Source organism: Butyrivibrio sp. MC2013 (assembly GCF_000424585.1).
Lineage (GTDB): Bacteria > Bacillota > Clostridia > Lachnospirales > Lachnospiraceae > Butyrivibrio.
The window spans coordinates 99,034-112,195 of sequence record NZ_AUKE01000013.1 but is presented as its reverse complement, the minus strand read 5'-3'; the positions used below and the strand labels follow the sequence as shown (position 1 = coordinate 112,195).

General features: G+C 36.1%; 16 protein-coding genes and 2 pseudogenes. 2 read left to right on the top strand and 16 right to left on the bottom strand.

The window, feature by feature from the left end:
• Nucleotides 1-253 precede the first annotated feature (253 nt).
• From G636_RS21275 to G636_RS20515, 12 genes and pseudogenes are all read right to left on the bottom strand, one after another.
• Nucleotides 254-418: pseudogene (locus G636_RS21275) on the bottom strand (hypothetical protein); the annotation flags it as partial.
• 26 nt (nt 419-444) lie between these two features.
• Complete coding sequence (locus G636_RS21180) at nt 445-747, bottom strand: Dabb family protein (protein ID WP_026507837.1); 303 nt, start codon at nt 745-747, stop codon at nt 445-447.
• A 24-nt stretch (nt 748-771) separates the two neighbouring features.
• A pseudogene (locus tag G636_RS21175) lies at nt 772-1,002 on the bottom strand (DUF4298 domain-containing protein); the annotation flags it as partial.
• 116 nt (nt 1,003-1,118) lie between these two features.
• Complete coding sequence (locus G636_RS0109335; RefSeq protein ID WP_026507836.1) at nt 1,119-1,868, bottom strand: CPBP family intramembrane glutamic endopeptidase; 750 nt, start codon at nt 1,866-1,868, stop codon at nt 1,119-1,121.
• A gap of 47 nt (nt 1,869-1,915) precedes the next feature.
• On the bottom strand, nt 1,916-2,536 hold the full coding sequence (locus G636_RS0109330) for a nucleotidyltransferase domain-containing protein (RefSeq protein WP_026507835.1): 621 nt from the start codon (nt 2,534-2,536) through the stop codon (nt 1,916-1,918).
• A 48-nt stretch (nt 2,537-2,584) separates the two neighbouring features.
• Nucleotides 2,585-3,028, bottom strand: a complete 444-nt coding sequence (locus tag G636_RS0109325) for a GNAT family N-acetyltransferase (RefSeq protein WP_026507834.1) — start codon at nt 3,026-3,028, stop codon at nt 2,585-2,587.
• A gap of 208 nt (nt 3,029-3,236) precedes the next feature.
• Complete coding sequence (locus G636_RS0109320) at nt 3,237-3,776, bottom strand: RNA 2'-phosphotransferase (RefSeq protein ID WP_026507833.1); 540 nt, start codon at nt 3,774-3,776, stop codon at nt 3,237-3,239.
• Nucleotides 3,777-3,786: 10 nt separating this feature from the next.
• Nucleotides 3,787-3,999, bottom strand: coding sequence for a hypothetical protein (locus G636_RS18015; protein WP_035779333.1), 213 nt, complete (start codon nt 3,997-3,999; stop codon nt 3,787-3,789).
• A gap of 17 nt (nt 4,000-4,016) precedes the next feature.
• The gene (locus G636_RS0109310; protein WP_026507832.1) at nt 4,017-5,411 is read right to left on the bottom strand and encodes a hypothetical protein; all 1,395 of its coding nucleotides are present in this window, start codon (nt 5,409-5,411) and stop codon (nt 4,017-4,019) included.
• 117 nt (nt 5,412-5,528) lie between these two features.
• Nucleotides 5,529-5,768, bottom strand: a complete 240-nt coding sequence (locus G636_RS0109305; protein ID WP_035779331.1) for a hypothetical protein — start codon at nt 5,766-5,768, stop codon at nt 5,529-5,531.
• A gap of 191 nt (nt 5,769-5,959) precedes the next feature.
• A complete protein-coding gene (locus G636_RS18010; RefSeq protein ID WP_026659545.1) occupies nt 5,960-6,235 on the bottom strand; it encodes a helix-turn-helix domain-containing protein in 276 nt (91 codons plus the stop codon).
• A gap of 28 nt (nt 6,236-6,263) precedes the next feature.
• Nucleotides 6,264-6,416: a hypothetical protein gene (locus G636_RS20515; protein WP_196803069.1), complete on the bottom strand. Its 153-nt coding sequence runs from the start codon at nt 6,414-6,416 to the stop codon at nt 6,264-6,266.
• A gap of 269 nt (nt 6,417-6,685) precedes the next feature.
• Here G636_RS20515 and G636_RS0109290 point away from each other — a divergent pair, with 269 nt between their 5' ends.
• Together G636_RS0109290 and G636_RS0109285 are read left to right on the top strand one after the other, a co-directional pair.
• A complete protein-coding gene (locus G636_RS0109290) occupies nt 6,686-6,967 on the top strand; it encodes a type II toxin-antitoxin system RelE/ParE family toxin (RefSeq protein ID WP_026507830.1) in 282 nt (93 codons plus the stop codon).
• Between the two features lie 98 nt (nt 6,968-7,065).
• Entirely contained in the window at nt 7,066-7,362 is a 297-nt protein-coding gene (locus G636_RS0109285) for a HigA family addiction module antitoxin (RefSeq protein WP_026497306.1), read from the top strand.
• Nucleotides 7,363-7,706: 344 nt separating this feature from the next.
• Here the strand turns inward: G636_RS0109285 and G636_RS0109280 are convergent, their stop codons facing one another.
• The 4 genes from G636_RS0109280 to G636_RS21025 are packed head-to-tail and all read right to left on the bottom strand — an operon-like array spanning nt 7,707 to nt 13,075.
• Nucleotides 7,707-8,426 (bottom strand): hypothetical protein, encoded by a 720-nt coding sequence (locus G636_RS0109280; protein ID WP_026507829.1) that lies wholly within the window; start codon nt 8,424-8,426, stop codon nt 7,707-7,709.
• Between the two features lie 30 nt (nt 8,427-8,456).
• Nucleotides 8,457-9,185, bottom strand: coding sequence for a hypothetical protein (locus G636_RS0109275; RefSeq protein ID WP_026507828.1), 729 nt, complete (start codon nt 9,183-9,185; stop codon nt 8,457-8,459).
• A gap of 12 nt (nt 9,186-9,197) precedes the next feature.
• Nucleotides 9,198-10,502 (bottom strand): McrC family protein, encoded by a 1,305-nt coding sequence (locus G636_RS0109270; RefSeq protein WP_026507827.1) that lies wholly within the window; start codon nt 10,500-10,502, stop codon nt 9,198-9,200.
• 8 nt (nt 10,503-10,510) lie between these two features.
• Nucleotides 10,511-13,075 carry an AAA family ATPase gene (locus tag G636_RS21025; RefSeq protein ID WP_026507826.1) on the bottom strand — a complete coding sequence of 855 codons (2,565 nt, stop codon included), beginning with the start codon at nt 13,073-13,075 and terminating at the stop codon, nt 10,511-10,513.
• Nucleotides 13,076-13,162 lie beyond the last annotated feature (87 nt).

The window sequence follows — 13,162 nt, the reverse complement described above, 5'->3', positions numbered from 1 at the left end:
ATTTGGATAAGCAATCAATTTAAGTAAATATCGGTAATATTATATTTATTACCGATATTTACTCTTTTATTATATTTAGCTCTTTTTAGACATAAAGTGTTCTTCACTCTCTTCTATCAATGCCTTGAGTTTTTCCAATCTATCAGTGAAATCTTTTTTCTCTTCTCGTAAACATCACTGTAGATTGCCTGATACTCCGCTTCATTGTATGTTTCACCGGGTTGCTCATCATATTTATCCTCTGCCAGAGAATTCAATGCTGAAAAATCCCATAGAACCCACGCATCGACATTTGAAGCAATATCTCATACATGGTCTCATTCAAATCTGCCACAGCTTGTGGCAAATTTGATCCATCTCTATATAGCTGATAGAACCTAACCATGTAACGAATGTTTCTGCTTGAAAAGCCCTTACCATCCTTAAACTTTTCCTTACCATGCCTTAAACCTCATAATCCAGGCAGCTTCTGATCTTGGTATAAGGTCTTACCTTGGAATCAGCCACTGCTACATGCTCAGGATGTACAGAATATCCCTTAAGTGCCTCTACACTCTCAAAAGTTGAATCAAGCATCAGGTCTGCGTTAGAGGACTCAAGGCCATTGATGTTAACCTTGATATCAACGATTCCGGGGACCTTGCCCTTTAATCCCTCAAGCCCTTCTTTGATCCCCTGCTTAATAGTTGCCTTCTCCCCTGCAGAAAGCTCGTCTTTTAGCGTCCATAAAATCACATGCTTAACCATTCTCGTTTCCTTTATTCTTTCCATCAACTCTTTGTTCCGCTCAAGCGCATTGTAGATTCCATCTTCAGACAGGACTCCACGCTTCAAATCTCTTGGCAAAAGTCCATCTTCATCCATAGCATAATCATCTTTCCAATCCTGGCTAGAATAATACTCACCAAGCTTCTTTATCTCTGACTGATAGGCCAAAAGAACTTTTGGTACCTCCTCCGCCTTATCCATTCTTCTAAGCGCCTCATCTAGAATGGATTCCATTTCAGTAATGCGCTTTGCAACAAAAGCAACTGTATCCATTACCACATATCCCCATCTCTGCATTCGCAGGCATAATCAAAAACCGGGAACCACTGAAACTCCAAATCACCCCATTCCTAATTGTTCGCATCCAAGCTATTTCCATTTCCAAATTCTTTAACCAGATAGAATAGATACCCTCCCAAAACAGCAATAATCAACACTAAGTTGATTACCCTTTCTGTCAGAGGATTACTCATTCCATTTGCAGAAAAAACTTTGAGCGCATTATTAGCAGAGTGGAATAAAATACATGGTACAATAGACTTCCCATGATAAAAGATTATTACTAGCACAAATCCGACCAGAACGGCAAATACAATTTGAATCATGGACGAAATCAAATCTTTTCCACTTCCGTTGAAAAGATTCACAATATGTCCCAATCCAAATGTCAGCGCAGAAACAATAATTGCACTCTTAAGATTGTCCTTCTCCATTGCCCTGAATAATAGTCCACGGAAAATAACTTCTTCAAGAAACCCTACGCAGAGCATGCTGATGAAATAAAACAGAGATTCCAATATGTCATATTGCAATTTTATTCCGCCCCAAAAGGCTGTCGATGCAATTATAATAAGCGGTATATAAAACAGAAACCGTTTTGCTGGAATAGATAACCTACAAAACCCGTATTTTTCACCAAGTTTATTTTTTTGAATCCAGAAAAACAAAATCAAAGACATTGCTATGTGAAGCACTGCTGTTATAGATTTTGTAATGCCAATGTTCTCTGAAAACTGATCTGCCAAACTGCTCAGAACAACATAAGCAACAATCCACAGGATTGCAAAAGTAATCTCACTTTTCTTATATATTTTTGTCATTTTGAATTCCCCAATCTTTCTTTCATAGTCCGTTTTACTGAAATTATTTATTTTAGAGCCTTAAGCACTCCAATCCACCGTGCAAGATTATCTTGATTCATTTCTTTTAATGCACACAAGTATATATCGAATGTTTCTAAATCATTATTTTGCATATATTTGAGAGCCTTCTTTGGACCGTGATAATACAAATGCTTTATATCAAAATATATTTCCAAACTATCCATAAGTAGCCAGTGCCACCTGTAATAGCCTTCAGCATCTTCTCTGACAGTTCTAGCTAGCATCTTTTCGCACCATGCAACCTCCTGTATTATATCTTCATCAGATTTTGCCGGTGTTTGATCTATATAATCATTTACTCTATCTATCAGTTTTTTCGCTAATCCTCTCTGATCCTGAATTATGATGCCATCAAATACCTGCAGAAATTCATCCGGATCATATCCAGAAGAAAACTTATTTTCTGGATATACCCAAACGTCCAAAACAGTATCTGCAACAACGGAAGAATCATGCTTTTCAACATCTGTGGTAATTACTAACGCATCAAAGTCACTGTTCTCATTAGCACTTCCATCTGCAAAAGAACCAAATTTAATAATAGCTATAGGATTGTAAGATTCTTTTAAATACTTTACTATTTCTTCTTCCTTGATTGAAATCATTCTTCATGCTCCATTATGCTGGCATATAATACTTGCTACATACTCCAATTATCTGCTTTGATATTCGTACCATTCTTCGTCTATCTTTTTGAATCCAACAGCTTCAAACATTCGCCTACTCCGCTCATTAAAGGAATAGATATTTGCCTTTACAGTGTTCATTCCTTTTTCTTTCGCAAGCTTAAGCATATCTTCAACACATCGTCTTCCAATATGCTGATTTTGATACTCTTTGCATACCACAATAGCAACTTCTTCATTGTCTCTTAACGAAACATCCCCTACCAATGTCCCCTTATATTCTATGTAGTAGCAATCCCCATGAGAGCTTAAGTAATCATACATAGCATGCAAAAGCTCTAAATCATAAGGCTCATCTCTGTTATCTACCTGCTTACATACATCCAAATCTTGGTACCATGGAAGCGACGCTTCATCATTCCTGTAGTACGGAATCAGTTTTATTTCTTCATCAATTATTCTCTCTGTCATATTACTGCGCTATTCCTCTAGTCAATTTCGATACTTTTATATGTTATCACGTTTGGCAAGAATATAGTATTATCTCTACTATTTTTCAATCATGGTAAAATAGAACCACTCCATGTAGGAGCGAGAGTCTCCTACATATCATAAGAAAACGAGGGGCGTCCATGGTCTTGAATACGCTCCTCGTTCTGCGTTATGGGTTATTACAAATTCAATTTGTTATCTTCTTTAGATACTCCACCGGCACTGCTTTGGTTAACCACACCCCATTAGCGGAAAGAAAGAATTCATATCCATCCTGTGCCATTTTTCCACTCAACACTTCATAAATTAGAGGCTTCCCATGTCTCTTTCCCACATTAACCGCAGTATCATAGTCCTTCGAAAGATGGACATATAATCTGGACTTCGGTATGAGTCCTTGCTGATCTATAGACTGTTCAAACTTCACTGCACTTCCATGATAAAGGATCTCCGGAGGTACTACCTTCTTGAGCTCAACATCTACAGGAACTGAATGCCCCTGATTTGCTCTGATCAGCGTGTGATCCTCGTTAAATGAATATCTCTGCTTATTGTCAGTAGCCACAATCTCCTCAAGCATAGCCATATTAAAAGTGTTATTCTTGGCAATTCCTGCTATTAGTTCATCTACATTTGCCCAGCCATGTTCATCTAATGAAATGTCAATGGTTTCTGGCTTATGGCGCAGTATTAATGCTATGTACTTGCTTATATCATTCAAACTCATTTCTTGTCTCCTAAAGCTTTTGATTATAGTAATCTACTTCCATACTGCTACCATTTTCTTGTTTGCAATATGGACAAATATCATATGATTTATCCCGAAATCCAGGAATCTGTTCTTCTACAGTCTGTCTGTATTCTTTTCCACAATGATTACATGTAACCTTACTTGTGCTTGAATCATATTCTTGATAGTCTCCATTTTCGTTAAAAGCCCAAAAACTCATTTTGTCGCCTCCAATTACTATTCAAATAAGTAACCAGCACCTAGACCTGTTAGTTCTATTACAATTGAGGTATCATCTTCATTTCTTTTTATTCCACGTACAGCAACTACATCTACACCATCTGGCTCAAACACCGTTGGCATAATATTGATATTTATCTTTGCTTGAGACAAAAAGCGTAAAAAATGTTTTTTCACAAAAGAATCTCCAATCAATTCCACTTTTTTCCCTGATTTCTTATCTCTAATCCTTGCACACAGCTGCTCGTTTTCATTCAAATATTCCTCAATGTAACATTCCAGTTTATCCAACTCTGATTCCTCCTTTAATATTGTCATCATCAGAGTATCAAAATCTTCTTCTGTCTTATAAGAACGATTTTCGGGATTTTTTGGGAATATCGAATTCATAAGCTTTCTAACAGCTCTTATCCTCTTATTTGACCAGTTCTTTTCAAAAGTAGCATATTTAAAAACATCATACTCCCTAAAAAAAGAAGCCCAGTCGTTAATATTCGTATTCTCTATAAACCATTTTTCAACAGGCTCATTTTCTATAAGCATATTTTCTTTTAGCAAGGTAACTAAACCTAACAATTCAGAATATTGATAGCGCAATTTTTGAAAAGAGAAAAAATCACCTATAAGTTTTTCACGGTATCCAACCATTCGGCTGTCCGTCGTAACATGACCAATTTCTGTCTTAAAGTCTTTGTATCCAAATAGCATGTTGACCTGTGATAACACCTCATTTTCGTCTAGTTCCGGATATTTTTCCATAACCAAGGCACATTCAAACAAAAAATTAAATGCGTACTTCCACTCAATTGTAAAATACGCCAATGAGTAAAAGACCATTGATCTATCATCATTTTGAGCAAGTTCTTTCCAAGACAAAACTCTTTTATCGTATTGGGTAGCAATCTCCTTAAATCTTGTATTATCAATTTTGTGGACATCGGGCATTCGGTGATTAATAATTGCTTTTATCAAATCCAAGTCGCCTATATTATTGATTTCAAAAAAGTTCATTTTTGACAACTCATAGCCATCTATTTTGTCGGAAATATTATCCATGCTTTTAAGAACTGCTTTAGCATTGGCATCAACACCAAATGATCTGATAAACTCCACCTCGTTTCTCTTGGATTCGTTAACAATTGCCATCAATCTGCTATATCTCATTCTTACATCATCTGAAAATTCGTCTCCATTAGTTTTCAAATAATGTCTTAAAGAATACTTTTCCTCGGTAGAATCAAAAGCTTTCTTTATACATTCCAAAATTACTTGATCTACCAAATCATCAATATCTATTACTCCTCCAAACACAGAGTTTAAATAATCAGGATCAAAAGTAGATAACACATATTTTGTTATAGCCGAACCAATAATAATAATCTTTTTATTCATTTATCCCTATCCTAAAAAACATACGAGAGTTTACTACTTTTTATTATTTCATATAATCAGTAAAAGAGTATATGAAAATAGAGTCGGCACATAAAAAAGCCGACCCCAATCCAAGGTTTACAAATTCATTTCCTCGAGATATTTTTTTACATATTCTCGATCTCTAGCCTCATACGGAAGAGGAATACCATAAAATTTTGTGAACTTACACATTCTGCATCCACAGCCTATATGTCCCTTGGAATATGCTCCATCAACTCTAAACCAATCAAGGCCATAAACATCATGACTTACCCGCTTTTTGCGCGTAATAGCCCGGTTTCTCATATCTCTTCTGTACGCTCTGCTTCTTGACATATTTAGTTTCACCACCTTCGATAAGTATTTACCTCCCCTGCAAGGAGTATCAAAGGCAAGTAACCTCCTCACGGGTCAGGCATGTGGTGAAATAACAATAATTCTCTCATATATTCCCTCTGAACATTTTTATATTTCAAGATCACAATTTATATTTCGAATAATATGCTTGAATACTGAAGCAATGAAAATCATGCACATAAAGGAAGAAGAGGGCTTTCGTCCTCTCCAGCTGTCATGTTATGAACAAGAATGTCATCAATGTGACACCCAAACAATATACTAAGTCTTACAAGATTATCTGCATTAGGTAAACACTGTCCGCGCTGCCATTTATAAATTGCCTGCTCTGATTCAAGCCCCAGCGCATTTGCCAAATCAAATACCTTGTAGTGGTTCTGTTTACGAAGCTGCTTGATCTTATCACCAGTAGCCTGCATATCCACAAATACTTCAAAAATGTCCATGGTTGCCTCCTCTATTATCAAAAAGAATCTACGACACCATCCCGTTCCAATATAATACCATAAACATTCCAGAGAAAAAATATACCTCCTCTTTATCCCTGGTTCTCAGCAAAACATACTCTTTTGCCTTCTCAATTGCCACTTCAAATCCATAAAATCCACCCATATACTTCATTTTCATGGTTTTGTAAACGGCAAAAGGCTAAGGGCTCTCCAATACAGCAGGAAGATGCGTCGCAAGAGACATCGCATCCTGCGACATCAGCGGAATCAACAGATATTCAGGCTGTATGAGTAAATAATCAAAAGGTTTTGCCATGACCATTCAGGATTGATTATTGTGTGCCTCGATAAAATTATTATGCCCGCTTGACGTATATATGCGAAGCGGGTATAATAATGATATAGAAAAGCTTTTCTAAAAATTTGTTGGGGAGGAGGAGGAGAAATGTGATAAAAAGTTTCGCAGATAAAGACACGGAATCAATATTTCATCAAGAATATGTAAAGGGAATTCCGCAAGATATCCAAAAACGAGCATTAAGAAAGCTTATAATGATTGATGCTGCTAAAGACTATAAAGATTTCAGAGTACCGCCAGGAAACCATTTTGAACATCTTCAGGGAGACAGACTTGGTCAGGTAAGTATTCGGGTTAATGACCAATACAGGATATGCTTTAAGATTAAAAGTAACGATTGTTACGATGTAGAACTAGTAGATTATCACTAATAAGTTTTTATTATGACTTTTTAATTAGCTGATAAAAGGTATAATTAACTATTATGTATATATAGCGGATTCACGCTATACAGAAAGAGATTATTACTATGAATAAAAGGATTGAGTTGCCAACAGTAAGTGAAATTTTAAGAGAAGAATTTATGGAACCATTTGGGATTTCTGCTTATCGTCTTGCAAAAGATATAAACGTGCCCGTATCCAGGATCCAGGCAATACTTAATGGCAACAGAAAGATTACTATAGATACGTCAATACGGTTAGGGAGATATTTTGGGGTTTCATATGAGTATTTCCTGAACATTCAAAATGCCATAGACATAAGAGAAGCAAGTGACAATATGGCTGAGGATATAAAGAGCATAAAGGAATTGATGTATAACTGATTTTTTTAGACACCGGATGTTTATTTATTCGGTGTCTAATTCTTGTTATATCCTTTTTGGTGTGCGAGAGATGTTATTTATTATTTATAATCTTAACTTCCAGTCATTTTACCACTCAAAATCAAAGCCCTGCTGAAATGCTTTTGTTTGCTTCTGACTCTATACTACACGGTGAGGTGTCCGTTAAAAATACCAGGTTACTTATTCACCTATTCCTATAAATATATTTTTCTAACCTTAAGCTTTAGCTCCTTGTTACAACCTTCACAAATGCACTCAACTTAATCTAGGTGGACCTTTGCTTAATCTATAGGAGCCTCTAATATTTACAGTAACACAAAGTATCAGTCGTCAATGCCCTTTATAACATGTATCAAATGCCTAACGGCATCGGGTATTTTATCAAAATCGGATATTAGCATCGTATAGTGAAACCCCGCATCTGAATTCGATTCTTTTAGATATAGCACATCTGGAGTCTTGGTAGTAACACGCCTTGGTAAAATCTTAGCTTCACTCTTATCTTTGATTGATACTGTATTTGTCCAAAGAGTAGGTCCTTTCGGATCATCCCAGATTTCTCCAATAAATTCATTTGCATAATACAGCTTGAAATACTCCGGCTCTCGGGCCCTTCGCTTACTTTGCACACTATTTAGTCCAATAAACTCTTTACGAACCACCTCAAGTTCTTTACCCATAATTTCAATAGAGGTTCCTGATTTGTCAACGTTACTCTGACTCTTATTCCCTTTCTTTGCTTCGAAGAAGACCAACATCTTGCATTGGGAAATGCACTCATCTACTGATTCCAAATAATAGAACCAAGTATTATCATCAGCCTGCTCACAATGATATGATGTCTTTTCTTTCCACTCATCTGAAACATTGAATACCCGATAAGATTCATCAAGAATTTCTACCCCGCATATCAAGGATTCCTGATAAGAAACCATCACTATATTATCATCACTGTACACTGCAACGGGTAAGATTTCTAACTCAGGCTTAAGCCATTCAAGCAAATAGTCGCGTCTATTTTTTATATTTTCAGAAATAGTCATATTTAACGCTCTCTCCTGTAATTATATTTACTACACTGTTCCAAATTCATCATGCTTATTCATTATATCTTCAAGAAAACTCAAAACTTCATCTATATCCTTTTGACGATTTACAGTTGATATTCTAAATTTTATGTTACATTCTTTTTTAGAGGATTTCATATTTCTTTTGCCAGGATTGATATGTACAGACGGCACAACATTCTGACCTATCCAAACTGAAATAATCTCCGGATCTTTTGCAGTTGCATTGTGCAGATACACACGCATCCTATTTTCCGGGCCAGTTCCATAGCATTCGTAACGAAATTGATCTTTACCTGCTTCATGCTTGTACCCAGACTTTTTTTCATTAACAGTATTTCCCAACAAATCACGGAGCTTATTTTGCCAATACTCGTCTTCTATAGGTAAAGAGCTATAGTTTTTATTGTCACGAGCGTTTCCTTTTTTTGCTTCAAAAATCACTAGCCGTTTACACTCTGAAATGCACTCATCAGCCGACTCTAAATAATAAAACCAATATTTATCATCACCCTGTTCACAATGATATGTAGTTTCATTTGACCACTCATTACTGACATTGAAAATGCGGTAAGTTTCATCACTCACCTGAATTCCACAAATCAATAAATCTTGAAGTCTCACAAAAACACTATCATTTTCACTATCTATTGTTACTGGCAAAATCTTAAGTTCTGGTTTAAGCCATTCTACCAAATAATCGCGCCTATTGGCTATATCTTCGGAAACAGCCATCTATTTACCTCCCTAATATAATTTTGCTTTTAATTCATCTAAATTATCTTCAATATGCTCTAAATCAATGAAATGTACATTCACATGCGTTTCTGATTCCGCATCTCTACTCGCAAACTCTATAGGAGTATGCCCACGCATCTCATCGTTCATTGGATATAGTAACCATATCTCAGGTGTATGATATTTCTTGGAATACGCATACATCTGATACATATCAGCCTGCGTTATCCCATAATTTTTAAATTCATTATCTGCTAGAGATTTCCATTTTGTATCCATAATAATGGTACGAGCTCCGCGTTTCATAACAATATCTGGCCTTAATGCAAACTGTTGGTGCGGTTCTTCAAAAAGAAAATATCCACGGTCTTGACTTGATACAGACCATCCGTCTGGCACAAAAGCCTTTTTCATCTCCTTCGCCACATAACTTTCATATACTTTTTCCATTGGAAAAAGAAGGGCTCTGGAATCAGTTTTACCCGAGAAAGTTGTAAAGCTTTTATTCATAAGAAATACTTGAGACCATTTCATAAGCATTTCATAGTCTTTTGTATTCCTATCAATAACAACTTTTGAAAAGTCTTTCTCGTAATTATCAGATGGATCAACCATCTCAAAGTGAGAAAGCATCTGTCTCATTTCTTTTGAATTTTCAGCGCTTGAAGTAAGTTTTTGAAGTTTCATCAAAGTAGATTTAATCAGGCGGTTTTCCGGTCGATTAGGATGAAACTCATCAAATGCGACATAAAACTTCTCTTTATGAGCTATATTAGATCTTACATGCTGGCCAACAATAAGTTTTCCTTTGTAATACCTAAGGTTATCCTCTTGTGAAACATATGAAGATCTAAGTCCATGCTTAATCAATTGACGTACTTCCTGCAGATACATGTTAATAAAAAGCTCATAAAGGTCCATGCGATCAGCCCTTAATGTAGCTTCATTGAAGACTTTTCCAGGGAAATCTCGCATACTCCTTAGCATCCGCAAAAAAACTCTTTTTGTTCGTTCATTTCCACTATCTTCCCCATTATCAAAAGATATTTTGGGGAGTATCTGAACTTGGAATCCATTTTTAAGCTGAATAAGACCCACATAGTTTTTCACAGAAACCACATAACCATAAGGTTTCTTTAAATAAACACGCATAAAGTCCAATGCATCTGAACTATCATCTTCAGATGAATAGTTCTCTGCAAATTCTCTTAGCCATCCAAATTCCAGCTCATCAAGACATGTAAAGTTGTTATCCGAATAATCACTTTTTTGTATTATCGAATCAAACTCTTTTACTTCTACTAAATGTCCCACGTCTTCTCCTAAATATTTCTACCGATTTCTTTATAGCTTTGAATTTTATCGAAAGCACTGCTCTGAATCTTGAACTTCTTTTCAATTATGTCCAGGTTGTCATAATTGATATTTCCTACGAAAATATCTCGCGCTTCAAATTTTTCATCTTTGATGAATTGATAATCAGAAGATGACTTGCCATTATCACCAAGCACCATCTGAATCTTCTCATAATCTTCATAGAAGTATTCTTGTAAAAGCGGCACTACATTATTTCTAAATATCTCTGCCAAAACTTTCAGCGTTGGTTTTTTCCTTAGTTTAATGAAAAATGCATGACCGATTGTATGCTCTCTGTCATATAAATACTCAATTCGCTGATTTATTGTTCGCAGCATCTCCGCAATATCTACACTTACTCCATCATGCGTTACAGTTATGCCTTCGAGGACATTTGCATCCGGCATTCTTTCCTCAAAATCAAATCTTCGTCTTAGCGCAGTATCCATCAATGCTATTGACCTGTCAGCTGTATTCATGGTTCCAAGAATATATACATTCTTTGGCACACTAAAGAGTTCTCCCGAGTATGGGAGTTTTGCAGTCATTGCCTCCTCTGCACCAGCTCTCTTAGATTCCTCAATCAGTGTTATGAGTTCTCCAAAGATCTTAGAAATATTACCCCTGTTAATTTCATCAATAATAAACACATATGGTTTGGTATTTTCTTCTATTGTTGTATCCTCGAAGCCACCACTTTCTTTTACAGCGAGCGCAACAATATCATCAGTAGACATAAAAGGTACTCTCGCCACTGTCATTCTATGAAGCATTTTTCCAGAATTAATATCAGTAATATCCACATCAATATTTTTGGCGAGCCACTTAACATCTCTTGTAGTCACATTATGCTCGGTTCCATCCAGTTCATACGCCTCATCAGAAGTTACTATAGCTATACCATTTATACGTCTTCGATTCCTGTCTGTGGTAATTATAATATCCCCCCTAGTAATATCATTTACAAACCCAGACGCACCAGCAGAGTTAATCTTCCAATCGATTCTTACACGATTGTTATCAAAACAATCCTGACGGACTTCATCTAGTACAGTTGCCTTCCAAACAACAGCTCCTTCTTCAATGGTAAATGATTTCGTATCAATTACCTTTTTCTTAGCATTGTCGCAAAACTCCTTAAACGCACCAGGTATAATGTCATAACTAACATCCTTTTTTTCGCTTGAGCTCGCATCAGAAACCATTATTGGTTTAATACCTTCTATGAATTCTTCGTAACCATATGATTGATGGAATGTCGTAAATGCTATACGTCCTTCCCTCTTAAGCTCATTAAATCTCCTTAAAGCTTCAGCATAATCAACAATGCTATCTATTGGAACTTCATCACAAATTGCAACAGCGTATTTAACAGTGTTATAAGTTTTACCTGTTCCAGGAGGTCCGTATAGGATCGTATTAAGTCCAAATGTATTCATACTTTTTTCTTTTCCCCTTTTAGGGTCTGGTAAATCTATGGTTTTTAGCGCCTTTGATAATTCATCGCGTAATTTCCAGGAATATCTCTTATTCCCATTTTCATTTACATACCTTCCTACAAATGAAATCGGAAATAATCTTTCATCATTTCCATCTTTGCATAGCGGAATCCCATAATTATTATGAACACGTCTTCCTAAATCCTGCCCAGCTCCGTTGTAAGTATTGTGATTTCCGCCATATATCTCAGCAAGTTTTGTACATGTCGCTTCCCCGCCAATATCAACCATGGCACTTAGTAATTGAAGGATTGAATCAGTAGTACAATCTGGTTTATTTAGTATGTCAATCCAATCTTCAATAGTAATTCCAGGATCATACTCTTCTTTAGATGGCCAATAGACAGGTTTTTCAATTCCTAGAACATGCTCATAAAAAGGTATAAGTTCTCCCACAGCTTTAATCAGTTCATCATGATAGTATTCATTCGACTCATCATCAGCCCGTTGGATATATTTACAAAGCTGTACTTTTCTTAGTTCTCTTTTACTTATCCTATCCCGAATTTCACTCTGATCATTATCTATGACTTCAGGATTTCCCCAAGCATTTCTGCCATGCACACATACGAGCCCAGAACTCTTATCAATGGGTAAGTCTAAAAAAGAATGAAATCTTTCCATTGTTTCCTTGCTGGCACCATCATTTTTTATATCCAAACTAATTCTATATCTAGGGAACTGATTTCCGTCTTTTTCTACGAAAATGGATAAGCTGGTTGGGTCTTCCGAGTAATTACTATATTTCATCTGAGCTACAAGATATTTTCTCGTCTTAGTATTAGAACTGTCCAACCAAGCTATGGGCAAACATTTATCCAAGTTATATTCAGCCATGCAAGCTTTTGCCATCTTTTCCATTTCAGCAACAGCTTTTTCCCCGCCTTCTTTTACTGCAAGCATTTGTTCTCTAGCTGCCTTGCTAATTCCAGGTTTGTCAGGATTGAAATATGGAACTTCCTGATTCTTTTCAAAATAACTGAGTACCCCATTATAATCTATATCCCTTGGTTTACCATTCTCTAAAGACATAACTTATTCTCCTCATATTTATGTGCGTTAGTTCTTCTATTTCATCATTAGTCCTTTTCAGCTTAACGTTTGTAAATCCCTTATTCT